This window comes from Pseudomonas sp. TNT3 (assembly GCF_010095445.2).
In the GTDB taxonomy this organism is placed as follows: Bacteria; Pseudomonadota; Gammaproteobacteria; order Pseudomonadales; family Pseudomonadaceae; genus Aquipseudomonas.
Genome location: NZ_WFGV02000001.1, coordinates 207,613 through 230,745, shown reverse-complemented (window position 1 = coordinate 230,745; position 23,133 = coordinate 207,613). Strand labels below are relative to the sequence as shown.

The 23,133-nt window shown below is 54.0% G+C and carries 22 protein-coding genes and 1 pseudogene; 13 read left to right on the top strand and 10 right to left on the bottom strand.

The genetic code is table 11. The features are described 5' to 3' along the window. Positions 1-876: 876 nt before the first annotated feature. Both GBC55_RS01190 and GBC55_RS01185 read left to right on the top strand, forming a co-directional pair. Entirely contained in the window at positions 877-1,248 is a 372-nt protein-coding gene (locus GBC55_RS01190) for a DUF6124 family protein (RefSeq protein WP_162435950.1), read from the top strand. 158 nt (positions 1,249-1,406) lie between these two features. Then, positions 1,407-1,805: a Rid family hydrolase gene (locus GBC55_RS01185; protein ID WP_162435951.1), complete on the top strand. Its 399-nt coding sequence runs from the start codon at positions 1,407-1,409 to the stop codon at positions 1,803-1,805. 116 nt (positions 1,806-1,921) lie between these two features. On the opposite strand, the gene GBC55_RS01180 is transcribed toward GBC55_RS01185, so the two are convergent. The 8 genes from GBC55_RS01180 to gcl form a co-directional block, all read right to left on the bottom strand. Next, entirely contained in the window at positions 1,922-2,920 is a 999-nt protein-coding gene (locus tag GBC55_RS01180; protein ID WP_162435952.1) for a sulfate ABC transporter substrate-binding protein, read from the bottom strand. A 105-nt stretch (positions 2,921-3,025) separates the two neighbouring features. Further along, a complete protein-coding gene (locus tag GBC55_RS01175; RefSeq protein ID WP_162435953.1) occupies positions 3,026-3,850 on the bottom strand; it encodes an ion transporter in 825 nt (274 codons plus the stop codon). A 21-nt stretch (positions 3,851-3,871) separates the two neighbouring features. Beyond that, a complete protein-coding gene (locus GBC55_RS01170; protein WP_162435954.1) occupies positions 3,872-4,786 on the bottom strand; it encodes an urea transporter in 915 nt (304 codons plus the stop codon). Positions 4,787-4,971: 185 nt separating this feature from the next. Further along, entirely contained in the window at positions 4,972-6,387 is a 1,416-nt protein-coding gene (gene pyk, locus GBC55_RS01165; protein WP_162435955.1) for a pyruvate kinase, read from the bottom strand. Then, the gene (locus GBC55_RS01160; protein WP_162435956.1) at positions 6,377-7,657 is read right to left on the bottom strand and encodes a glycerate kinase; all 1,281 of its coding nucleotides are present in this window, start codon (positions 7,655-7,657) and stop codon (positions 6,377-6,379) included. The genes pyk and GBC55_RS01160 overlap by 11 nt, the downstream gene beginning before the upstream one ends. 174 nt (positions 7,658-7,831) lie before the next feature. Then, the gene (locus GBC55_RS01155) at positions 7,832-8,722 is read right to left on the bottom strand and encodes a 2-hydroxy-3-oxopropionate reductase (protein ID WP_162435957.1); all 891 of its coding nucleotides are present in this window, start codon (positions 8,720-8,722) and stop codon (positions 7,832-7,834) included. A gap of 157 nt (positions 8,723-8,879) precedes the next feature. Next, on the bottom strand, positions 8,880-9,662 hold the full coding sequence (gene hyi, locus GBC55_RS01150) for a hydroxypyruvate isomerase (protein ID WP_162435958.1): 783 nt from the start codon (positions 9,660-9,662) through the stop codon (positions 8,880-8,882). 144 nt (positions 9,663-9,806) lie between these two features. Beyond that, entirely contained in the window at positions 9,807-11,582 is a 1,776-nt protein-coding gene (gene gcl, locus GBC55_RS01145) for a glyoxylate carboligase (RefSeq protein WP_162435959.1), read from the bottom strand. Between the two features lie 267 nt (positions 11,583-11,849). Between gcl and GBC55_RS01140 the strand changes: the two genes are divergently transcribed. Both GBC55_RS01140 and GBC55_RS01135 read left to right on the top strand, forming a co-directional pair. Beyond that, positions 11,850-12,290 (top strand): heme-binding protein, encoded by a 441-nt coding sequence (locus GBC55_RS01140; RefSeq protein ID WP_162435960.1) that lies wholly within the window; start codon positions 11,850-11,852, stop codon positions 12,288-12,290. A gap of 198 nt (positions 12,291-12,488) precedes the next feature. Continuing rightward, positions 12,489-12,947 carry a transposase gene (locus GBC55_RS01135; RefSeq protein ID WP_162435961.1) on the top strand — a complete coding sequence of 153 codons (459 nt, stop codon included), beginning with the start codon at positions 12,489-12,491 and terminating at the stop codon, positions 12,945-12,947. A gap of 110 nt (positions 12,948-13,057) precedes the next feature. Here GBC55_RS01135 and GBC55_RS01130 read toward each other — a convergent pair whose 3' ends face one another. Next, the gene (locus GBC55_RS01130; RefSeq protein WP_162435962.1) at positions 13,058-13,666 is read right to left on the bottom strand and encodes a TetR/AcrR family transcriptional regulator; all 609 of its coding nucleotides are present in this window, start codon (positions 13,664-13,666) and stop codon (positions 13,058-13,060) included. A gap of 134 nt (positions 13,667-13,800) precedes the next feature. Here GBC55_RS01130 and GBC55_RS01125 point away from each other — a divergent pair. The 7 genes and pseudogenes from GBC55_RS01125 to GBC55_RS01095 form a co-directional block, all read left to right on the top strand. After that, positions 13,801-14,529: pseudogene (locus tag GBC55_RS01125) on the top strand (DUF808 domain-containing protein); the annotation flags it as partial. Positions 14,530-14,584: 55 nt separating this feature from the next. Next, complete coding sequence (locus GBC55_RS01120) at positions 14,585-16,063, top strand: site-specific integrase (protein WP_162435963.1); 1,479 nt, start codon at positions 14,585-14,587, stop codon at positions 16,061-16,063. Then, the gene (locus GBC55_RS01115; protein WP_162435964.1) at positions 16,053-16,799 is read left to right on the top strand and encodes a hypothetical protein; all 747 of its coding nucleotides are present in this window, start codon (positions 16,053-16,055) and stop codon (positions 16,797-16,799) included. Before GBC55_RS01120 ends, GBC55_RS01115 begins: the two co-directional genes overlap by 11 nt. 81 nt (positions 16,800-16,880) lie before the next feature. Further along, a complete protein-coding gene (locus tag GBC55_RS01110; RefSeq protein ID WP_162435965.1) occupies positions 16,881-18,002 on the top strand; it encodes a hypothetical protein in 1,122 nt (373 codons plus the stop codon). Continuing rightward, complete coding sequence (locus GBC55_RS01105; RefSeq protein ID WP_162435966.1) at positions 17,999-20,005, top strand: hypothetical protein; 2,007 nt, start codon at positions 17,999-18,001, stop codon at positions 20,003-20,005. The genes GBC55_RS01110 and GBC55_RS01105 overlap by 4 nt, the downstream gene beginning before the upstream one ends. Continuing rightward, the gene (locus GBC55_RS01100; RefSeq protein ID WP_162435967.1) at positions 20,002-20,415 is read left to right on the top strand and encodes a hypothetical protein; all 414 of its coding nucleotides are present in this window, start codon (positions 20,002-20,004) and stop codon (positions 20,413-20,415) included. The genes GBC55_RS01105 and GBC55_RS01100 overlap by 4 nt, the downstream gene beginning before the upstream one ends. A gap of 402 nt (positions 20,416-20,817) precedes the next feature. After that, complete coding sequence (locus GBC55_RS01095) at positions 20,818-21,402, top strand: hypothetical protein (protein ID WP_162435968.1); 585 nt, start codon at positions 20,818-20,820, stop codon at positions 21,400-21,402. Between the two features lie 91 nt (positions 21,403-21,493). On the opposite strand, the gene GBC55_RS01090 is transcribed toward GBC55_RS01095, so the two are convergent. Next, the gene (locus tag GBC55_RS01090) at positions 21,494-21,955 is read right to left on the bottom strand and encodes a helix-turn-helix transcriptional regulator (RefSeq protein WP_162435969.1); all 462 of its coding nucleotides are present in this window, start codon (positions 21,953-21,955) and stop codon (positions 21,494-21,496) included. A 230-nt stretch (positions 21,956-22,185) separates the two neighbouring features. Between GBC55_RS01090 and GBC55_RS01085 the strand changes: the two genes are divergently transcribed. After that, positions 22,186-22,584 (top strand): hypothetical protein, encoded by a 399-nt coding sequence (locus tag GBC55_RS01085; RefSeq protein ID WP_162435970.1) that lies wholly within the window; start codon positions 22,186-22,188, stop codon positions 22,582-22,584. Between the two features lie 33 nt (positions 22,585-22,617). Further along, positions 22,618-23,040 (top strand): hypothetical protein, encoded by a 423-nt coding sequence (locus GBC55_RS01080; RefSeq protein ID WP_162435971.1) that lies wholly within the window; start codon positions 22,618-22,620, stop codon positions 23,038-23,040. Positions 23,041-23,133: the final 93 nt, after the last annotated feature.

The window sequence follows — 23,133 nt, the reverse complement described above, 5'->3', positions numbered from 1 at the left end:
AACAATAGGGGACTGCATGCAGGCTAAGCGGCAGGCTGAAACGGCGGAAGAGTGGTTGGACTAATAGTGATCATTCCCTTGCGGAATGAGTGCTGCCCAGTTGCGGATTGATTTCGAGGCTTGATGATACATTCACTTACATCCTGTTCGATAGCGTGCTTATCTTCTTGCTTCTCGATTCGTCGTGAATAGGGTTTCCGGGGGATTGGAGCCAGCGGAAAGTGGAGGGGAAGATCGTAACCTTCGTCACCCAAAGCGCTAACGGCACGTTAACGGCTCAATTGATTTCCGCCGGCAAGGACGGTATTACACCGCCGATGTAGGCCATAGCGCTCAACCTCTGTAGGAGCAAAGAAGATTTAATTGCGTACAAGCGAGCCTGCTCGCGATGGCGTTTTAACAGTCAACAGTGATAGTGGCTGAACTGGCCTCATCGCGAGCAGGCTCACTCCTACAGTGGGTCTGTGGTGCAGGCACAATTGCGTGTCTGGCGAATATTTATTGTAGGAGCGAGCCTGCTCGCGATGGCGGTCTGAAAAACATCGCATCATTTGCGTGTAGGCAGGAGGCTACGTCACCTTGCGTCGTTGCCTACAACTACTTCAGAATCCGCCGGCTTGTGCGCCTTGGACACCTTCCGTAGCTTGCTTTCCGTCACTGCTCATCAGTGATCGGGTCTGCAAGCCCGCCGGAATACCAGTCGCACAGCGATGCCATAAGGACACTTGTTTGTGTCCGCTAAAATGGCGGCTTTGCGCGGGAGACCTTCGGGTCTGCCGGGTTCCTGGTTTCCCGGTCTTGCAGACCCGCGCATAGCTGCCACCCATCATCTGCAAGTGATGTTGGCGGCTCCTTCGGTTAACCAGGAGCATCACCATGTTCAAACCAACCCCCAACCCCCCGGAATCAGACGGCGAAAGCACAACCCCCGACGCTTCAATCCACTCCGGCATTCCCACCGACTCTCCCCATGACACCCTTCAGGATTACCTGAAATCCGGCGGCCAAAAAAGCACCGACACCCCCCGCAAACCCACCCCCCTGTTCACGATCGCGCCCGATATCGACACCGAAACCTTGCTGGCCCACGCCTGCGAATCCCTGGCCTCGGCGAATGTCATGGCCAGTGATCTGGCAGGGTTTCTACACGGGCCCTACCGCAACGCACTACTGGGCATTGCGCAGATCGTCATGCTGGCCGAACTCGCAGTGAACCGCGCGCTGGACAACATCGACCCTCAGGCGTAACGGCTAAATCTGAGGCGAGGGAGCAAGCTCCCTCGCCACAAAATGCCATTGTTTTCGGTTGTAACATGTCCAGATATTGCAGCCGTAGTGTTTCCCATGGACCCTGAAACGACGCTGGTTTAGCTTCCTCGGTTCGTTTAACCAACAGGGAGTTTTCCATGCCGATAACAACGATCAACCCGTCAACCGTCTTCAACTCACTCCAATACGGCTTCAGTCAGGCGGTTGAGGTGAGCAGTGGGCGTCGCGTGCTGTTGTCGGGCCAGGTGGGCGTTGATGAGCAGGAGCGTACAGTTGCGGCAGGCCTCTACGGGCAAACGGTGAAAGCCTTCGAGAATATCCAAAGCATCCTGGCCGGGACCGGCGGAGACCTGTCCCACGTGGTCATGATGCGGATCTACATCGCCGAATCTGTGCGAGATGAACAGGATCAGATCACCCGCGTATTGCTGGAACGGTTCCCGGACAATCCACCCGCGTCTTCGTGGATCATCGTCAGTGGGCTGTCATTGCCGCAGTGGCTGATCGAGATTGAGGTTGAGGCGGTCATTCCTTGATAGAGCCGGCGTTCTTCGCAGGTACCTCGCTTTGCTCCCACAGGGGGGCTGTACACTTTTAGAGCCCACAAAAAAAGGCGACCTTCTCAGGTCGCCTTTTCGTTACCGCTCAGCGATCACTGACCGCTGTAGATCTGATCAAACACCCCACCATCATTGAAGTGAGTTTTCTGCACGGTGCGCCAGTCGCCGAAGGTCTTCTCGACCGACAGGAAGTCCACTTTCGGGAAACGATCGGTGTACTTGGCCAGCACGGCCGGGTCACGTGGGCGCAGGTAGTTGGCCGCGGCAATTTCCTGGCCTTGCGGGGACCACAGGTATTTCAGGTATTCCTCGGCGGCGGCGCGGGTGCCTTTCTTGTCGACGACTTTGTCGACCACCGACACGGGCGGCTCGGCTTCGGCGGAGACGCTTGGGTAGATGACTTCAAACTGTTCGCGACCAAACTCGCGGGCAATCATTTCCGCTTCGTTTTCGAAGGTCACCAGCACGTCGCCGATCTGGTTGGTCATGAAGGTGGTCGTGGCTGCACGGCCGCCGGTGTCCAGTACAGGCGCTTGCTTGAAGAGCTTGCCGACGAAGTCTTTGGCTTTGCTCTCGTCACCGCCGTTTTTCAGCACATAGCCCCAGGCCGAAAGGTAGGTGTAGCGCCCGTTACCCGAGGTTTTCGGGTTTGGCACGATGACTTGCACGTCATCCTTGAGCAGGTCGGGCCAGTCTTTCAGGGCTTTCGGGTTGCCCTTGCGGACGATGAACACGGTGGCCGAGGTGAACGGTGCGCTGTTGTTCGGCAGGCGGGTAACCCAGTTGTCCGGGACCAGTTTGCCGTTGTCGGCGAGGGCATTGATGTCGGTGGCCATGTTCATGGTGATGACGTCAGCCGGCAGGCCGTCGATGACCGAGCGCGCCTGTTTGCTGGAGCCGCCGAAGGACATCTGCAGGGTGATGTTTTCGTTGTGCTCGGCCTGCCAGTGTTTCTGGAAGGCAGTGTTGTAGTCCTTGTAGAAATCGCGCATCACGTCGTAGGAAACGTTAAGCAGGGTCGGAGCGGCCTGAGCCATGCTGGTCAGAGCCAGGCCAGCAGCCAGAAGCGAGGCGCCAAAGATTTTTTTCACTGCGCATTCCTTGTTCGAAAAGTTGTTTTTTATTAAAAGTGAGGCAATTTGCCAGCGACTATAACGGGAGCCGCATAGTCCTTTAAAGATTAAAAAGCTCTTTGCTTATTCCATTTTCTTGAACAGTTGATTGCCGCACCGCGAGCAAAACGCGGCGCCCGCTTCGTGGCTGTTTTTCTTGCACACCGGGCAGTCGTGTTGCAGCTGTTCCCCGCGCATGGCGTTGGCCAGTTCAGCGGTGAAAATCCCTGTCGGTACGGCAATGATCGAGTAGCCGGTGATCATCACTAGCGACGAAATCACCTGGCCCAAGGGCGTCTTCGGCACGATGTCGCCAAAGCCCACGGTGGTCAGTGTCACGATGGCCCAATAGATGCCTTTTGGGATACTGGTAAAGCCATGCTCCGGGCCTTCGATCACGTACATCAGTGTGCCGAACACGGTCACCAGCGTGCACACGCTGACCAGGAACACCACGATCTTCTGCTTGCTGCCGCGCAGCGCCGACATCAGGTAGTTGGCTTGCTTGAGGTACGGGCTGAGCTTGAGCACGCGGAAAATTCGCAGCATCCGAATGATCCGAATGATCAGCAGGTACTGCGCGTCAGCGTAGTACAGCGCGAGGATGCCGGGCACGATTGCCAGCAAATCCACCAACCCATAAAAGCTGAAGGCATAGCGCAACGGCTTGGGGGAGCAATACAACCGCAAGCCGTACTCGATGGCGAAAATTATTGTGAAGCCCCACTCGATATACGCCAGCACGTTGGCGTAGTTCTGGTGGATCGAGTCGATGCTGTCGAGCATCACAATCACAATGCTGGCGAGGATGATCAACAGCAAAATGCCGTCGAAGCGCCGTCCTGCCTTGGTGTCGCTCTGGAAAACCATGACGTAAAGCTCTTCACGCCAGTTTCTGCTGCTGTCCATGGATACCGCCTGAACCAATGATCAGCGAAGCCTAGGTTGATTCTCCTCCAGAGCGCAAGGCGTATGGGCAACAGAGGTTTTGCGGCGCATTTGAACAACCGAGCGGATTAGCCAGCAAGCGAGGATGAACGGCGCGGTCAGCGTCGGCAGACCAAGGGTGGCAAACACCGGCGTGAGCAACAGCGCCGTGGCGATACCGGCCAGCGGTAACCAGGGCTTTTCGCGCTGTGAGCTGAAGGCGAGGGCGGCGAGCACGGCGTTGTAGCCACCGAGGCCGATCAAGGCGGTATAGAAGTCGTGGTGCAGCAGGCTCCAGCCCATGCCCGCGACAGACGCCAGCAACGCCCAGCAAAACGCGCGGCGATCAGCGATCAGCAAACCCGTCGCAATCATCGCGCCGGCCAGTGGATGACCGAGGAACATCACCTGGCCGAGGCCTTTGAACGGTGCGGCGAGCATGTTCTGCGTGTTGATTTCGATCAGGTGCGCGGTGGTCGAGGGCGTGGCGAAGCACAGCAGCAACCAGCCCAGGCCCACGAAGGGCGCCGTGTAGGCCGGCAGGTATTGGCTGAAGCGCGCGCGTTTGAGCCACTGTTGAGTGACCATCGCACTCAGCCCGCCTGCGGCGATGATCAGCGGGGGTAACAGCGCTGACCAGGGGAAATACAGGCTCAGCAATAAACCGAGCAGGACACCGTTGTAGCTGAACAGCCCAGCCTGGCGATCGGCCTTGGCGTAACCGCGACGTTGCGCGGTGAGCAATCCGGCGACGCCACCCAGCAGCGCGCCGCCGAGCAGGGTGGGCGCGGTAAAGAGAATGGCGAGCAGGCACAGCAGACCGCACAGCGGATGGCGCTGGAGGAAGATCTGACTGAATCCGTTGAGCAGGGCAGTCGCCCAGTCGGGGCAGTGGGTGTTGAAGTGGTTGGCGGGCATGATGGAATCTAGGGCAGAGGAAAATCAAAGGACTTGCATGAACTCTGTGGCGAGGGAGCTTGCTCCCGCTGGCTGCGTAGCAGCCCAAATCTGGCAACGCGGTCTTTCTGTTGAAACCGTCATGCCAAAACGACGACTGCTTCGCAGCCGAGCGGGAGCAAGCTCCCTCGCCACAGGGGTAATCGCTAGATCAATGTCTCGATACGCAACGAGTTAGTCGACCCAGGCTGCCCAAAGGGCACACCCGCGGTGATCAACAACGTGTCGCCACGCTGAGCCATGCCCTGCGCTTGCGCGATCTCCAGTGCCGTCGAGCACACTTCATCTACCTGGCGCAGCCGGTCATTGACCACCGAGTGCACGCCCCACGCCACGGTCAAGCGGCGCGCGGCCTGCAGGTTCGGTGTGAGGTTGAGAATCGGCACCGTCGGACGCTCGCGCGCCGCACGCAGACTGGACGTCCCCGACTCGCTGTAATTCACCAGCACCGCCACCGGCAACACGTTGCTGATACGACGAATCGCACAGCTGATCGCATCGGAAACAGTGGCCTCGGCTTTTGGCCGACTCACGTCCAATTGAGCCTGGTAGTCCGGGCCGTTTTCCACCTGGCGGATGATCTTGCTCATCATCTGCACGGCTTCCAGCGGGTACTCGCCGGACGCGGTTTCCGCCGACAGCATCACCGCGTCGGCCCCTTCGGCCACGGCGTTGGCAACATCGGTCACCTCGGCGCGGGTCGGGGCAGGGGAGAAGCGCATGGATTCGAGCATCTGTGTCGCCACCACCACCGGTTTGCCGAGCTGGCGGCAGATGGTGATGATGTTCTTTTGAATCTGCGGCACGCTTTCGGCGGGCACTTCAACGCCCAGATCGCCACGCGCCACCATGATCGCGTCGCTCAGCTCAGCGATTTCGCGCAATTGAGTGACCGCCGACGGTTTCTCGATCTTGGCCATCAGAAACGCTTTGTCGCCGATCAATGTGCGGGCTTCGCGAATGTCTTCCGGACGTTGCACAAACGACAGCGCCACCCAGTCCACGCCCAGTTCCAGGCCGAAGCTCAAGTCGCGACGATCCTTGGCGGTCAGCGGGCTCAATTCCAGCACCGCCTGCGGCACATTCACGCCTTTGCGGTCCGACAGCTCACCGCCGTTCAGCACGGTGGTATCGATGGCGTCGGCGTATTTGGTGACCACTCGCAGGCGCAGCTTGCCGTCATCGAGCAGCAGGTCCATGCCCGGCTCCAGCGCGGCGATGATTTCCGGGTGGGGCAGGTTAACGCGGCGCTGATCACCCGGTGTCGGGTCCAGGTCCAGGCGCAATGCCTGGCCACGCACCAGTTGCACTTTGCCCTCGGCGAACTTACCGACCCGCAGTTTCGGGCCTTGCAGGTCCATCAGAATGCCCAGCGGGTAGTTCAGCTGGCGTTCGACTTCACGAATCCACTGATAACGCTGCGCATGATCCGCGTGATCGCCGTGGCTGAAATTCAAACGGAAAATGTTGACCCCGGCCTCGACCAGCTCACGGATGTCGTCGATGCCATCGGTGGCCGGGCCGAGGGTGGCGAGAATTTTGACCTTTTTGTCAGGCGTCATTTTTAGGGCTCTCGAGAATCAGGATGGCGCGGAAGTCATTGACGTTGGTGCGCGTCGGCTCGGTAACGATCAGGGCGTCGAGTGCCTCGAAGTAGCCGTAGCCATTGTTGTTATCCAGCTCATCGCTGGCGCTCAGACCCAACGCGGCGGCGCGGGCATAGCTGTCCGGGGTCATGATGGCGCCGGCATTGTCTTCGGAGCCGTCGATGCCGTCGGTATCACCGGCCAGGGCGTAAACGCCGGGCAAGCCTTTAAGGCTGTCGGTCAGGCTCAGCAGGAACTCGGCGTTGCGTCCGCCACGGCCATTGCCGCGCACGGTCACGGTGGTTTCGCCACCGGAAAGGATCACGCACGGTGCCGGCAGTGGTTGCCCATGCAGCACCACTTGGCGCGCGATGCCGGCGTGAACCTTGGCCACTTCCCGGGACTCGCCTTCCAGGTCGCCGAGGATCAGTGGGCTGAAACCGGCCTGACGTGCTTTCACCGCGGCCGCTTCAAGCGACTGCTGGGGCCGGGCGATCAGCTGGAAATGACTGCGTGCCAGGCTTGGATCACCCGGTTTGACGGTTTCCGATTCCGGGCTCTGTAGCCAATCGCGTACGGTCGCCGGGACGTCGATGCCATAGCGCTTGAGGATTGCCAGCGCTTCGGCGGAGGTGCTTGGGTCGGCCACAGTCGGGCCGGAGGCGATGACCGTGGCGAGGTCGCCCGGCACATCGGAAATCGCATAGGTATAAACAGTGGCAGGCCAGCAGGCCTTGCCGAGACGGCCGCCTTTGATCGCCGAGAGGTGTTTGCGTACGCAGTTCATCTCGCCGATGGTGGCGCCGGATTTGAGCAGGGCTTTGTTGATCGACTGTTTGTCGGAAAGGGTAATCCCGGCCGCCGGCAGTGCCAGCAATGCAGAACCACCGCCTGACAGCAGGAAGATCACGCGGTCGTCTTCGGTCAGGTTGCTGACCAGTTCCAGCACGCGCTTGGCGACGGCCAGACCGGCAGCGTCGGGCACCGGGTGGGCAGCTTCGACCACTTCGATTTTTTCGCACGGGGCGCCGTGGCCGTAGCGGGTAACGACCAGGCCGGAGACTTCACCCTTCCAGCAACGCTCGACGACTTGGGCCATGGCGGCGGCAGCTTTGCCGGCGCCAATGACGATCACCCGACCGCTGCGATCAGTGGGCAAGTGAGCTTCGAGGACTTGTTGAGGATGGGCCGCGTCGATGGCGGTGGCGAACAGGTCGCGAAGAAATTGTTGCGGATCGATCGACATGGCGAGCTCCCGGAATTCTTGTTATTGGGACAAAGCGAAATCAGGTGTTGAGACGCGGTCCTGTGGAAGCTGGCTTGCCTGCGATTCAGGCGACGCGGTATTTCGGGCAGACCGAGTCGATGCTATCGCAGGCAAGCCAGCTCCCACAGGGACCGAGCCAGCTTCAGATTGTTGTTATTTATCGCGGATCGAGAAATTCGCCATGTGTTCCAGACCTTTGATCAGCGCCGAGTGATCCCAGTTGCTTCCACCGATGGCCGCGCAGGTGCTGAACACTTGCTGGGTGTTAGCGGTGTTTGGCAGGTTGATGCCCAACTCGCGAGCACCGGCCAGGGCCAGGTTCAGGTCCTTCTGGTGCAGGCTGATGCGGAAGCCCGGATCAAAGGTACCTTTGATCATGCGCTCGCCGTGCACTTCAAGGATTTTCGACGAGGCGAAACCGCCCATCAGCGCTTCACGCACCTTGGCTGGATCGGCACCGTTTTTCGAGGCGAACAACAGGGCTTCGGCGACGGCCTGGATGTTCAGCGCAACGATGATCTGGTTAGCCACTTTCGCGGTCTGACCGTCGCCATTGCCGCCCACCAGTGTGATGTTCTTGCCCATGGCCTGGAACAGCGGCAGTACCCGTTCAAAGGCATCGGCATCGCCACCGACCATGATGCTCAGGGTCGCGGCTTTGGCGCCGACTTCACCGCCTGACACTGGCGCGTCGAGGTACTGGGCGCCTTTTTCGTTGATTTTCGCAGCGAAGGCTTTGGTGGCGGTTGGGGAGATCGAGCTCATGTCGATCACGACTTTGCCTTTGCCAACACCGGCGGCGATGCCGTCAGCGCGGAACAGCACGTCGTCGACCTGCGGGGTGTCCGGCACCATGACGATGATGAATTCAGCTTCCTGAGCGACTTCTTTCGGGTTCGCCAGGGCGACGGCGCCAGCGGCGATCAGGTCGGCGGGGGCAGCGTCGTGGTGTTGCGACAGGAACAGGCTGTGACCGGCTTTCTGCAGGTTCAACGCCATTGGGTGGCCCATGATGCCAGTGCCGATAAATCCGATTTTAGCCATGAGAAATTCCTCTTGTTTTTGTATTGCTCGCAAGCAAATAGGGGAGCGTTGCTTTTTGTAGGAGTGAGCCTGCTCGCGATAGCGGTATGTCAGGCAACATCAATGTCGAATGTGCTGCCCTCATCGCGAGCAGGCTCGCTCCTACAGGGGATCTGTGTCAGATTGCGTTATGGGTTTTGAGCCAGCCCAGGCCGGCTTCAGTGGTGGTCAGCGGTTTGTATTCACAGCCGACCCATCCCTGATAACCGATGCGGTCCAGGTGTTCGAACAGGAAGCGGTAATTGATTTCACCGGTGCCAGGTTCGTTGCGTCCCGGGTTGTCGGCCAACTGGATATGGTTGATCTCGCCCAGGTGCGCAGCCATGGTGCGGGCCAGGTCGCCCTCCATGATTTGCATGTGATAGATGTCGTATTGCAGGAAGAGGTTGGCACTGCCGACCTGTTCGCGAATCGACAGGGCTTGCGCCGTGTTGTTCAGGTAGAACCCCGGGATGTCGCGGGTGTTGATCGCTTCCATCACCAGTTTGATGCCCGCCGCCTGCAGCTTGTCGGCTGCGTACTTGAGGTTGGTGACGAAGGTTTTTTCGACCGTGGCGTCATCGACACCTTGTGGACGAATACCGGCCAGGCAGTTGATCTGGGTGTTGCCCAGCACTTGCGCGTAAGCGATGGCCAGGTCGACACCGGCGCGGAATTCTTCCACCCGATCCGGCAGGCACGCAATGCCGCGTTCGCCCTTGGCCCAGTCACCGGTCGGCAAGTTGAACAGCACTTGGGTCAGGCCATTGGCGTCGAGCGTGGCTTTGATTTCAGCCGAGCTGAAATCGTAAGGAAACAGGTACTCGACACCACTGAAACCCGCCTTGGCGGCAGCTTCGAAACGGGCAAGGAAATCCTGTTCGGTGAACAGCATGGACAGGTTGGCTGCGAAACGCGGCATGGTGGTCTCCTGTAAATTCAGTTCCCTGTAGCAGCTGTCGAGGTACGAGGCTGCGTTGGGCTGCGAAGCGGCCCCCGGCGGCGGTCCTGCGGACACGCAACGCAGCCTCGTGCCTCGGCAGCTGCTACAGGTACAAGGTCGTTCTTAATCCAACAACGAAATCGCAGTCGGTGCGTCGTTGCCGACCAACGCCAGGTCTTCGAATTCGTTGACGGCGTTGATCTCGGTACCCATGGAAATGTTGGTCACGCGCTCCAGAATGATCTCGACGATGACGGGCACCTTGAACTCTTCGATCAGTTCCTGAGCCTTGCGCAGGGCAGGCTGGATCTGATCCGGTTCGAACACGCGCAGTGCCTTGCAGCCCAGACCCTCGGCCACTGCGACGTGGTCGACACCGTAACCGTTGAGTTCCGGAGCGTTCAGGTTATCGAAGGACAACTGCACGCAGTAGTCCATATCGAAACCGCGCTGCGCCTGACGAATCAGCCCCAGGTACGAGTTGTTTACCACAACGTGAATGTACGGCAGCTTGAACTGCGCGCCCACGGCCAATTCTTCGATCATGAACTGGAAATCATAGTCGCCCGACAGCGCCACGACCTTGCGGGTCGGGTCTGCCTTGACCACGCCCAGCGCAGCCGGAATGGTCCAGCCCAATGGGCCCGCCTGGCCGCAGTTGATCCAGTGGCGAGGCTTGTAGACGTGCAGGAACTGAGCGCCGGCAATCTGCGACAGACCAATGGTGCTGACGTAGCAGGTGTCTTTGCCGAACACCTGGTTCATCTCTTCGTAAACGCGTTGCGGCTTGACCGGCACGTTATCGAAGTGAGTCTTGCGGTGCAGGCTGGCTTTACGCTGTTGGCAATCTTGCAGCCAGGCGCTGCGGTTTTTCAGTTTGCCGGCAGCTTGCCACTCGCGAGCGACTTCGATGAACACGGTCAGCGCGGCAGCGGCATCGGAAACGATGCCCAGGTCCGGGGTGAACACGCGGCCGATCTGGGTCGGTTCGATGTCGACGTGAATGAATTTGCGGCCTTCGGTGTAAACGTCAATCGAACCGGTGTGGCGGTTGGCCCAACGGTTGCCGACGCCCAGCACCAGATCGGACTTGAGCATCGTTGCGTTGCCGTAGCGGTGCGAGGTCTGCAGACCCACCATACCCACCATCAACGGGTGATCGTCCGGGATGGTGCCCCAGCCCATCAGGGTCGGGATAACCGGGATACCGGTCAGTTCAGCGAACTCGACCAACAGTTCGGCCGCATCGGCATTGATGATGCCACCACCGGCAACCAGCAATGGACGCTCAGCTTGATCGAGCATGGCCAGGGCCTTCTCGATTTGCACGCGGTTCGCGGTCGGCTTGGCCAACGGCAGAGGCTCGTAGGCGTCGATGTCGAATTCGATTTCAGCCATCTGCACGTCGAACGGCAGGTCGATCAGCACGGGGCCTGGACGGCCGGAGCGCATTTCGTAGAAGGCTTTCTGGAACGCGTAGGGCACTTGGCCCGGCTCCATGACAGTGGTCGACCATTTGGTGACAGGTTTGACGATTGCGGTGATGTCGACGGCCTGGAAGTCTTCCTTATGCATACGGGCGCGGGGTGCTTGCCCGGTGATGCACAGGATCGGGATCGAGTCGGCCGAGGCGCTGTAGAGCCCGGTGACCATGTCCGTACCGGCAGGGCCGGAAGTGCCGATGCACACGCCGATGTTGCCAGCCTTGGTGCGGGTGTAGCCCTCAGCCATGTGCGAGGCGCCTTCAACGTGGCGAGCGAGGACGTGATCGATGCCACCGACCTTCTGCAGGGCGGAGTACAGCGGGTTGATCGCGGCGCCGGGGATGCCAAAAGCGGTATCAACCCCTTCACGGCGCATCACCAGAACGGCGGCTTCGATTGCTCTCATTTTGCTCATGGTTTTGTGCCTCTTACGTTTTGTAATTGTATACAAGTGGCTTTGCGCAGAGTGTATTCACGGCGGACGGCGCAGGTCAATCCATTTTCTCAAGCGAGTGTTTCATTCGTCGGAAGCCGGTTTTATTGTGGCTTTTCGTCGCATGTCGCGCTTTTCGATAATTATTGTATACAAAAAAATAACTAATTGTGTTCTATTTGTTGCATCGGACTGCGGCACTTCGGCGCAGTCCACTGGCTTTCCCTATAACAAAATGAGGACGGCACCATGAGCGCTTTAACCTTGAAAGTTGCAGTCAACCTGACCAGTCAGGCCATCTCCGCTGCGCGTGCAATCAACGCAGCACCTTTAACCATCGCCGTGCTGGACGCTGGCGGCCACCTGATCTCCCTGCAGCGCGAAGACGGCGCCAGCCTGCTACGCCCGCAAATCGCCATCGGCAAAGCCTGGGGCGCCATCGCACTGGGCAAAGGCTCGCGCCTGCTGGCACTGGACGCCCAGCAACGACCAGCCTTCATCGCGGCATTGAATAGCCTGGGGCAGGGCAGCGTCGTGCCGGCACCGGGTGGTGTGCTCGTGCGGGATCAGGACGGGAATGTGCTGGGGGCGGTGGGGATCAGCGGGGATTTGTCGGATGTTGATGAACAGTGCGCGATCAATGCGATTGAGGCGTTGGGGTTGCGGGCGGATGCGGGGGTGAGTGCTTGATTTTGTGGTGATTGATTAACCGCTATCGCGAGCAGGCTCACTCCTACAGGAAAATATCTGAGTGTCAGAGATCAATTGTGGGAGCCAGCCTGCTGGCGATGGCAGACTATCAGACACATGAAGCTAACTGTCTGCCCCACCCTTGGGTTATGTAAGGTCTAGCCTTCCTCTTGAATTAATCATGCAAGGGGCAACGGAATGCTGGATTTACCTGCTTCAAACCGCTTACGCATTGGCCGATTTGCCGAGCCAAACCGCATCTATCTTTTGACAACCAACACACTCGCCAGAAAACCTGTCTTCAAGGATTTCATCTTGGGCAGATTGGTCGTCGCACAGTTTCGCGCGGCACAAGACCAAGGCTGCGTTAACTCATTAGCCTGGGTCGTTATGCCCGATCACTTTCATTGGCTGGTTGAGTTACAGCAGGGGTCGTTGGGCGACCTGATGCAAAAGACTAAATCACTGAGCACCCAAGCAGTGAATCGGATCACTGGCCGCAAGATCGCTCTCTGGCAAAAAGGCTTTCACGACCGGGCTCTTCGGCGAGAGGAAGATTTGGTAAAAATGGCTCGATATGTAGTCGCCAATCCGTTGCGGGCTGGACTGGTGAAAAAGCTTGGCGATTATCCGTTGTGGGATGCTATCTGGGTTTGAGCTGAAACCGAGTTGTCTTCATCGCTAGCAGGCTAGCTCCCACACTGGAACTGTGGCGCTCACAAATCCCCTGTGGGAGCTAGCCTGCTAGCGATAGGGTCACCGCAATCTTAATGATCCGGCTCACACCCCTTCAGCACCAACCGGATAATCGTCTGCGCTGCCGCTTCGTAATCGTCTTCATCCAGCTTGGCCTTGCCGGTAATGGCAGTGATCTGCCAGTCGAAGTCGGCGTATGTCTGGGTTGCTGCCCAGATGCTGAACATCAGGTGATTGGGGTCGATGGTTGCGATCTGCCCGCGGTCGATCCAGGTCTGGATGCAGTCGATGTTGTGCTTGGCCTGGCTGTTGAGCTGTTCAACCAGGTCAGCGCTCAAGTGTGGGGCGCCGTGCATGATTTCGCTGGCGAACACCTTGGAGGCAAAAGGCAGGTCGCGGGAGATGCGGATTTTCGAGCGAATATAGCCGCTCAGTACTTCACTGGGCACACCGTCGGCGTTGAATGGCGTCGAGGCCTGCAGAATCGGCTCGATGATGCTTTCCAGGACCTCGCGGTAGAGGTTTTCCTTGGATTTGAAGTAGTAGTAGACGTTGGGCTTGGGCAATCCCGCCTTGGCGGCGATGTCACTGGTTTTGGTCGCAGCGAAGCCCTTGTCGGCAAATTCTTCACTGGCGGCACGCAGGATCAGTTCTTTGTTGCGCTCGCGGATAGTGCTCATAAACCCGGTGGTTCCTTGCCTGTGCTGGCGGTTGCGCATGGTAGCACCGGCTTCGCGCGGCGCTCAAGAATGCCCCGCCGCGCTGTGGGCAGGCTATGCTGCGCAGCATTCACTCTTCGAAGGAAAACTCATTCATGGCAGGAAGCAGTTTGCTGTTGCTGATCGACGACATCGCCGCGGTACTCGACGATGTGGCGTTGATGACCAAAATGGCTGCCAAAAAGACCGCTGGCGTACTCGGTGACGACCTGGCGCTCAATGCCCAGCAAGTGTCCGGCGTGCGGGCCGAGCGGGAAATTCCGGTGGTCTGGGCTGTCGCCAAAGGGTCGTTTCTTAACAAATTGATCCTGGTGCCCTCGGCGCTGGCCATCAGTGCATTCATTCCCTGGCTGGTCACACCGTTGTTGATGGTCGGTGGCGCTTACCTGTGTTTTGAAGGTTTCGAGAAACTCGCGCACAAATTCCTGCACAGCAAGGCCGAGGATCAGGCCGAGCATGCACAGCTGGTTGAAGCCGTAGCCGATCCGGCGACCGATCTTGTGGCGTTCGAAAAGGACAAGATCAAGGGGGCCATTCGCACCGACTTCATTCTGTCAGCGGAAATCATCGCCATTACCCTGGGCACCGTGGCGGGCGCTTCGCTGACCCAGCAGGTCATCGTGCTATCGGGTATTGCCATTGTGATGACGGTGGGTGTTTATGGCCTGGTGGCAGGCATCGTCAAACTTGACGATCTCGGCCTGTGGTTGACGCAGAAGCCCGGTCAGATGGCCAAAAGCATCGGCAACGGGATTCTGCGCGCTGCGCCTTACATGATGAAAAGCCTGTCGGTGATTGGTACGGCGGCGATGTTTTTGGTGGGTAATCCAAAGGTTGCTATGTGGACGATAGAATCCAAATCTGCTATGATGTGGACAAATGGACATCGTAGAGAGGGGTGGTTGGATGGGAGTCATTGGGGGATCGGCTAAGCGAACAGGGCGTTACGAATCCGATGCATATAGTCTGCTCATTCCTGAGTTCCGATTGCTAAATGTTAACTTCGCTGCCTCCAGTAATAAAAATATTCAACCTCCTCACAATTTCACTCAAGGCCCGTCCGGGTACTTTCCTAATTTCCCAGTAATCATTCAAGGTGATGGTGCGCCTTGGGAAATTGGTAACCTATACCTAGTGTATAGATTACAAAAAACTACCAAGTATGAATCGAGAAGTTTTCGCACTATCGCCGGTCATCTTTTAGACTATCGAAGATTTCTTGAAGAAGAAAGTCTGGACTTCCTTCATTTTCCGGAAAATGATTTGTTGAAGGTGACATATCGATATCGTCGGCGATTGGTTGATCAAATTAACTCTGGCGAAATTAAACGAGGAACAGGGCGAGGCCGGATAAATGCCGTGGTGCGATTTTATAAAGAAATTATGCGTTGGGGTTTGGTGGCTCAGGAGAAATTCCAGCACCAACCCTTTGAAGTTGTAATGATGTACTTATCGATTGAGGATAATGTTGGCCTCTCTAGACTTCTTCAGGTCGAGTCTCATAACTTAGCAATCAAGGTTCCTACAAAAAACAAAGTCCCTGAGTTCATTAATGATGGCGGGCTGCTCCGGCCCTTGAATGTCACTCAGCAAGAAGTTTTACTGAAAACGCTTTTAGAGTCGTCCAGAGAGTATCAGTTGCTTTTCTATCTGGCTTTGTTTACAGGCGGCAGGATGCAAAGCCTATGTACAATTCAGGTCTGTCATATTTGGAGATCGCTAGATGGTGAAGGGGATCTCCGTCTACCTATTGGTGCGGGAACAGGAGTCGATACCAAAGGTGGAGGATGTATGACTCTAGTCATCCCAGGTTGGTTGGTTCATGATCTGAGGGTTTACAGCCGTAGTCCAGAGTCGATTAAACGCCGAGAGCGATCTTTCTATGGTGATGTTGACACCAACTATCTTTTTTTGACCAATACAGGTAGTGAGTACTATACAAGCAAGCGTGAAATCGCAGATCGTGAAAACTTTAATGTGAATGGACGAGCAAGTGCCCATAATCGTGCATACGGGTCAATCCGGGAAGGCGCCACTATCAGGCAGTTCATCACCGATACGCTTTTGCCCAAGATTCGTCTTGAGGATCGAGACTATCTCAGGTTTCGGTTCCATGATCTGCGAGCGTCATTTGGGATGAATCTGCTTGATGCTGAAATCGAGCATCGTGGTGTGACAGCAGCACTAGAATATGTCCAGCAGCGAATGGGGCATAAAAATAAAGAGACTACATTACTGTATCTCAACTACAGAACTGAGATAGAAAGAAAAGCCGACATACAGAGAAAATTTGAAATTCGGCTGTTCAAATATGTTAACACCACCGCGACGCGGAGTGGTGATAATAATGCACAATAAGCGAGAATATCGCCCAGTCATTTTGTTGGATTTTTACAATACGAAGACCGAAGTGCTGCGGCCTGAGTTGGTGGTGATTGAGTTTTTGCAATCGAAAACTAGCAGTCGTTGTAGGGCTGTGGATGTGGGCTGTTTTTGTTACCTTTCAAGGGATAAAGTAGCGGGCAAAGGATTTGCTGGAGCCGCAGTCGACCAGTCAACGCTGGATGTAAATAGGGTTCCCATTGTTAGAGGTATTATAGAAAACTTGCGAAGTGGTAGCACCGCCTCAGTGGAAAGAAAATACAGTGTTTTTAAGAAGTTCTACGATTGGATTGATGATCAAGATGAGCACATTGTATTCAATGAAACTGATTCATTAACGTCCGCATATTGCCAATATACCCTCCATCTTCATCAGATGGTTAACTTATCACAAGTTGGAGGAGGTATTTCAAAAAACACCGCTGAGGGATATCAGAAAGGCGCTGCAATTGTCGTGTCATTGGCGTCAGGCCTGACTGTAGAGAAGGTTCAAAGTTTTACTATGTTGTTGCGCAGAAGTCGCGGTCGGATTGATGGGCCTGGCAATTTATCTTCTCAGGAAGAAAGGTCGCGTACGTTTTCAGCTCTTGTTAATTTTATCGATGAGGTGCACAGGTCGGTCGTTATGGGCGGAGGGTTGCCACTGAAATTTTCTTCCCCCAATGATGAGGATTTTTATTATTACACCCCAGGCCAAGTTAGAGCGAAGTGACAAGATCCAGAAACAATTTTTTTTCATTTAAAAAAATATAAACATTTTCCGAAACTTTCATTAATTGTTGCGGATTCTGGATTGTCTCAAGAAACGGATAAAAAGAAACAGCATTATCAAACTCACGAAAATTGCCGGATGACGATTCGAAACTTTAAAAATAATCCTCGCGGATACGCCGCAACAGCTTTGGTGAATCGTGCTCTGAGTGCAGGTTTAATCACCTTTGTTTCAGCATCCGGTACAAACTTGAGCGTTGTTCAAGAACTTGAGTTACACACAGAGCAAATTGTGCCCAGCACGCAGGGCAAAAGGTATTCAGGAACAAAAGCGCGGGCGGAAGGAAAAGAGGTTTATCCTGAGTTTGGTGTGGAGTACGTGCCGGTATTTAAGAAAATAATGGACTTGCGAAAGTGGCTTTTAAATGGTAGGGAGTCTTTATTGATATTTACCTATCAAGCCGACAGCGGAGATATTTTCCGTATGGAACCATCCTGTGTAAAAGAAGTAAAAAACCTATTCAGTTCGGCCTTGCCAGAAACTGTTTGGGTAACTCCGACGCAATGGCGTAAAGGCGTTGGTTCTGAATATATCAAATTGAGCGATGGCGATACTCTTCTAACTTCGGAAAAATTAGGGAATTCTGAAAACGTCGTTCGTCTGCACTATGCGCGGCCTTCTATAGAGGACACTGCGACTGAGTTGACCGCGTTTTTTGATTCGGTATATAGCAAGGCGATCAGCCGTACTAGGTCTTTGTCTGAAATTCCAGTGAAGATCATTGAAGACTCTGATCACCCCTCTAACACGCCTTCGGGCTATTGTGATAGGCCCGTTGAGTTACCTCCTGCATTAGCGGATGGTTTCACTGCCTTAGCACCTGTACCGTCCTGTGGGGAACCTGTCACCTGCTTGTTCTGTGTCTATTTCAGCGTTCACGCGGATGAACAAGACATCAGGCGTCTCGTTTCGTTGGAATATATATTGAAGTCTTCTAAAGGATCTATGGCGATTGAGAAGTACGCCGAAAAATTCTCACCAATGATCCACCGGATCAGCGAGGTTTTGGTCGAAATCGGCAAGGTAGCTGAGCACGGGACTTCACTGATTGACTCCATAAAAGCCCAAGTAGCGGGTGGCAAGTTAGACAAGTTCTGGCAGATCCATTTTAATACATTTGTTTCGGTGGGGGTGGTTTCATGAGTGTGCTAAATGATCTGAAGGAAAGAGGCTATTCAGATAGCACATTGCCTGACCAGCCAGTCAGTGTCATAGGGTGTATGGCGCTCGATGGGAATATTGTTGTTTCTAGGGCTCCTGATGGTAGTGTTCTTTCGAGAGCGGAAGATCTAGTTTGGAACATGAAGCCGTACTGCCCAAAGTCTATTAGTGTGTTCAATTTCGAAAGCTGGGCCGTTAGCCGGCAAGATTCACATACCCAGCTAATCATCCGAGAAATGCAGGCCATCCAATTGGTACGCTTGCACTACTATCCCAAGCCTAGGAAAGTCACATCGGTTGGTTTTACAGCCCTTCGAAAAGCTGCCGAATTTGCTGAAAGAAATAGGATTAGCCTTGAGGAGTTATTTAATGGAATTAGCTCTCAAGAAATGTTGATTACTAGCCTTTCCAAGATTAGTAGTAAGGGCGTTCTGCGAGGGTTTTATGACTTGTTTCTTGAGTTGTATCGCCTTAGGCTGTTTCATCCTCAATTTAGTTTGGCTCCAAGTGATTTTGGATTCGTGGAAAGGGTTGGTTCTCTCGCGGGCACCTATGCAGAATACGCCGGTAGTTTCGAGCAGACTAAATTGATTCCTTCGAGAATCTATGCGCAATTGATTTCCGGTTTTGACGATGAGCTGACATTTTTTAATTCCCACTCGCCTCAACTTACAGAGTTTTATATTAGAAAAAGTCAAGATCCGCTTTTCGGTAGCAGCTGCCCAAAGCGAGCAAAGAAGTCAGTGCTATGGGCTAATGCTATTGCGAACTGTAAACTCAAAGTATTGTGTAATCGTTTTGACCTAAAAAACATATCTGAACTAAATGGATACTTAAATTCAATAAGTGTGATTGCGAAACATTGGATACATATTTTTACAGGGATGCGAGATAATGAAGTTCGTACCTTGCCAGCTAATACGTTGACGAGCATGAGAGTTGCTGATCAAGTTGTAACTTTAATAAAAGGCTATACCTCAAAGACTGCTGGTGCCAATAATGTTGAAACATATTGGATTAGTGCTCCTGTTGTCGCAAAGGCAATCAATGCAGCTAAAGCTATTGGTCGCGTTGCGGCAATAAGAAATGGCTGGGATGATTCGGACTTGTCTTGTTATCCGCTTTTCCCAATTTTCACTAAAGGTGATAGGGATTCGGCTACTTACATTTACAGTACGGCACCCTTACAGGGTAAGGCCCAGGGGCCTCGGATTAATAACCTGATACTCAGAATCCCAAATATCAAAATCACCGAGGGTGATGTTGTTGAGTTGGAGAGATTTGATGGTTTCAGAGATTGGCGCTCAAATCCAAGCATTGAGATTGGAAAGCCTTGGCCTATAAATTCTCATCAATACCGACGCTCACTTGCGGTGTACTCAGCACGTTCTGGAATGGTGTCTTTAGGTGCGCTGGCAAACCAGTATAAGCACCTGGCTGAGACAATGGCCTCCTATTATAGGAGCGACCAGATTTTTGCAGTAAATTTCTTGGCTTCTGAGGATCAACAGGCGCTAATTCGCGAGCTTGAATACGAACGTCGTGTTGCTAGTCTCGCTAACTATGAGACCGAAGTGATTAATTCTTCCGGAAGACTATGGGGAGGCGAGGGCAATCGCATCCAAGTGGCCCGAGATCGTGGTAGACCCCTGATCATTACCACCGACAGAGAGATCACTGCTCGAAAATTTGATAAAGGGGAAATGATTTGGAAAGAGGGCCCGCTCGGAGGCTGCACTAATCTTAATTCATGCGACAGAATCGGATTCATTAGTATTTTTGCTTGCTTAGACTGCAAATACTCTGTTCTAGATGACAATAAGAGTATCAAAAAAATCCGGTACGGAATATCAAATCTTCAGCAGAGTCGCGCGATGTTCCCGGCAACCAGCCCATTCTACAAGCAGTTGAGTCTGGAACTCGACACCGTTTTCAGTCAGGTAGGCCGTGCTGGCTTTGGCCACGAAATCGAGGATTTGAAATGAGCGCAGAAGAAAACTACCTCTCCGCTTTAGATCGGCTGGAACGAGATGAGCCAGAGATCCTACCGAAGGGCACCCTGATCAACAATGATACCGTTGCCCTTGAGGCTGGTAGGAAACGGGGTTCGATTAAAAACCTGCGATATCCAGAGCTGTGTAGAGCAATCGATGAAGCGGCAAAGCGACAGCAATTTCAGATTTCTGCTGTTCGCGTCTCCAGCATGGAGGATGTCAAAAGTACAGTTGCGGCAGATAAGTTACTCAAGGAGAAATACAAGTCTTTGGAACGTGACTATAAGATAGCCCTGCAGAAAAATGTTTCTTTGGTGTATGAGGTTTTCACGCTGAGGAAGAAAGTCGCAGAGCTGGAACAGCAACAAGATAGCAAGGTGGTTAATTTCCCTAAGCCTTGAGTGGGTAAGTCGCGAGGTTAAATTCTCCATATTGCTCGTGGTCATATTCTGAGCTTTGTCGCTGAGGTTTAGGAAACGCGTCAGTTCAGTGAAAGATCGGGGCGAGAACAGCGTCATTTATGCTGCCAAGCCATGACAGGCTGCTCCGTGCGCAGGGGATCTGTCAGGAACTCAGCATCACCTCGTAGCCTTGCACATACATATCTCACATGGCGAAGCTGAGTATCTAGCAGGCCATGGATCGAAGCTCTCTCAATGAGGCCTGAATTTCTCTCTATTCCTTGCTTGGCTAGGGTCGATTTATCCCTCAGTCATACCAGCTAAAAAATATTTTGAAATCCGCTAAAGGTTTTTCGAAATCGATCCGTTTATACATTCATGAGCCAACTTCTCGAGAATGCTATGGGCAGCAATAAACGATTGAAATCCAGCCTCACCTTCAAGTCATCTGAAACGTTCATGTTCCCAGGAACGAATGAAGATTTTCGTACGACTGTCAAACTCACTGCGTCGCAGCTGGTACGGGTACGGCTGCACGATTTCAACGTCAGTTTTACATCTCTTCAGGCACATGATGTGGGGTTGGGTCTAATAGAGGCAATCATCAACACCAATGATCATGATGACAGTGAGTCGGATAAGTCAAAACATCAAACGAGTCTCGAGTTTTGGCGCACACTCATTCAGCGCAATGAAACGTTTGGATCGCCAGAGCAATCCGATTTTCTCCAAATTGTGAACACAGGAGGAGAGTTCCTCATTGTCGGAACTCTGTTGGATCCTGAACCCATTATAGAATTTGAGGACGATGAGGAGCCCTATTACGACGTTCAAATAGGGCTAGAAGGACAGTACATTTATTTGAGTTTTGGCTGGGTTCGTTGGATTTTCACTACCAGTGAAGCCGAATGGTTAGCGGAACAGTTATTAACTGCCGCATTTTTGGCAACAAAGTCGGTGAGGGCCATTGCACGGAAAGAAGCATAGCCCGGTCTCTCAAAGAATCGACTGGGGGCATTACACCTGAAAATCAGACGCAGTGGCATACGGTCTTGAGGCAGGGCAGCCAAACTGATGCCTACTTTGTGTCTGATTTGTGCCAGTAGCGGCCCACACTCGGTCTCGGTATCCCCAGCTTTTGCGATACCTGCGTTGGCGTATATCCTTCGTGCTTCAGTCGCTGAACAGCCTCTCGCTTTTTTTCCGCATCTATCGTTCTTGGTGGCCTGAGTTTCTTGGGTTCTGTAGGGAGCGGTTCGTCTAGCAATGCCAGCGCTTCCAATTCATCGAGGGCTATCTGCAGTATTTCGCGTGCTGATTTTTGCTCGTATGACGCCTGGACTAGGGTAAGCAGCGTCACGGGATTCAGGTTGAGTGCCGATGCCAGATCTTCATTGGCCTCCAAGGTCGGTGACGTTTTAGCGGCCTCAAGTTGACTGACGTGTGAATGCGTCACCCGTACAGCGATGTCCTGCTGCAGCAACCCACGGCCTGTTCTAACGAATTGCAGCACCGCTGCGTACGCCATCCGTAATGACATTCGATCCGTCCTCTGTAAACCGAACGGTATGCCGTGTTTGCTACTTCTCACTCAAATCTATATATTTAAGTGAGTGATAAATCTGGGTTGATGACACGGAATCTACTCCTTCACTCTCCGGGCCGGAGCGCTAGGAAGCAGTGAGCAGTAGGGCTTCCTAAGCTCCTGCTCGTAAGGGGCAGGCTCGCCTGAAGATTTTATATGTATTGCCAAAGCAAAGAGGATGCACAGTGAACGAGCCAACATCAGATAGCGAGCTTCTCAATGGCCCAGGAGCCCCTCGCCAAGGGCCCATCGACTCAGACGAGATTCTCATCGGGCTCGTGCAAGCTCTCTATCCAGGCAAGCCGTATTGCTTAGTGGAGGACTGGACGATCTTCAAAGTTGACGTCACAGAAGACGAGTTCGCAAAAATCCAAGCAGCCGGCCAACTGCCCCTAATTGTTTATGCCCGCAACGTACGCTTTGACAGTCAGAGGCGCTTCGACATCGGCGATTGGGTACGTACCACCTTCGCCACGTCCTTTGAAGAGGGCTTTCTTTTTGAGACCAGGAATACCGTCTACGTCCTCGCAGGGGCAGGACACGAGAAGACCGCGAGTTTCAGCACGATCATGTCCATTTTTTGATCTTAGAAGCAGTAAATTTACGGAGTTTTAAAGATGTTTCGAACACACGACAGCGCTCTTGCCGGTATCCCTGGAATGTTCGGTGAGGGGTATAGCAACTGGCACGTGGTTGGGCGATTACTGGAACTGCATTGTTTTCACGTCTGCTTAGAACATAGCGAGGAAGGTCGGACGTGGTCGTTTATTCAGATGACGAGTGACGTTAAAAGCTTGAAGGAGATCCTTAATCAAGGAGATTCGTCCACTGTGGTCACCGAGCTTCAGGTGATGACTCCAGCATGGATGAATAAGTGGGATAGCTGGAAGATGGAAAAGCTGATTAGCCTGGCCATTGGGTATGACCAACTCGGCGTTGCGGTCTCAGTCATTGAGGTCGCAAGTGGACAAATTTATACGGACGTTCATGCCGATAATTTTGATCCTTCGTCACTAACAGACGTCTGCAAAATCTACTGATCTTCATAGCCATGGCTGTGCCATGAACGGTCGAGCAGGGGCAAAAAATGCAGGACAACAACGTTGAATTCCATTTCAAGCGGCTCACAGATT

Coding starts and splice junctions, on each gene's coding strand:
- pyk (WP_162435955.1), bottom strand. CDS start 6,387: ATGACGCCTGACAAAAAGGTCAAAATTCTCGCCACCCTCGGCCCGGCC.
- GBC55_RS01130 (WP_162435962.1), bottom strand. CDS start 13,666: ATGAGCACTATCCGCGAGCGCAACAAAGAACTGATCCTGCGTGCCGCC.
- GBC55_RS01190 (WP_162435950.1), top strand. CDS start 877: ATGTTCAAACCAACCCCCAACCCCCCGGAATCAGACGGCGAAAGCACA.
- GBC55_RS01095 (WP_162435968.1), top strand. CDS start 20,818: ATGGGCAGCAATAAACGATTGAAATCCAGCCTCACCTTCAAGTCATCT.
- GBC55_RS01080 (WP_162435971.1), top strand. CDS start 22,618: ATGTTTCGAACACACGACAGCGCTCTTGCCGGTATCCCTGGAATGTTC.
- GBC55_RS01175 (WP_162435953.1), bottom strand. CDS start 3,850: ATGGACAGCAGCAGAAACTGGCGTGAAGAGCTTTACGTCATGGTTTTC.
- GBC55_RS01115 (WP_162435964.1), top strand. CDS start 16,053: ATGCACAATAAGCGAGAATATCGCCCAGTCATTTTGTTGGATTTTTAC.
- GBC55_RS01105 (WP_162435966.1), top strand. CDS start 17,999: ATGAGTGTGCTAAATGATCTGAAGGAAAGAGGCTATTCAGATAGCACA.
- GBC55_RS01140 (WP_162435960.1), top strand. CDS start 11,850: ATGAGCGCTTTAACCTTGAAAGTTGCAGTCAACCTGACCAGTCAGGCC.
- GBC55_RS01100 (WP_162435967.1), top strand. CDS start 20,002: ATGAGCGCAGAAGAAAACTACCTCTCCGCTTTAGATCGGCTGGAACGA.
- GBC55_RS01120 (WP_162435963.1), top strand. CDS start 14,585: ATGGACATCGTAGAGAGGGGTGGTTGGATGGGAGTCATTGGGGGATCG.
- GBC55_RS01135 (WP_162435961.1), top strand. CDS start 12,489: ATGCTGGATTTACCTGCTTCAAACCGCTTACGCATTGGCCGATTTGCC.
- gcl (WP_162435959.1), bottom strand. CDS start 11,582: ATGAGCAAAATGAGAGCAATCGAAGCCGCCGTTCTGGTGATGCGCCGT.
- GBC55_RS01185 (WP_162435951.1), top strand. CDS start 1,407: ATGCCGATAACAACGATCAACCCGTCAACCGTCTTCAACTCACTCCAA.
- GBC55_RS01170 (WP_162435954.1), bottom strand. CDS start 4,786: ATGCCCGCCAACCACTTCAACACCCACTGCCCCGACTGGGCGACTGCC.
- hyi (WP_162435958.1), bottom strand. CDS start 9,662: ATGCCGCGTTTCGCAGCCAACCTGTCCATGCTGTTCACCGAACAGGAT.
- GBC55_RS01090 (WP_162435969.1), bottom strand. CDS start 21,955: ATGTCATTACGGATGGCGTACGCAGCGGTGCTGCAATTCGTTAGAACA.
- GBC55_RS01155 (WP_162435957.1), bottom strand. CDS start 8,722: ATGGCTAAAATCGGATTTATCGGCACTGGCATCATGGGCCACCCAATG.
- GBC55_RS01160 (WP_162435956.1), bottom strand. CDS start 7,657: ATGTCGATCGATCCGCAACAATTTCTTCGCGACCTGTTCGCCACCGCC.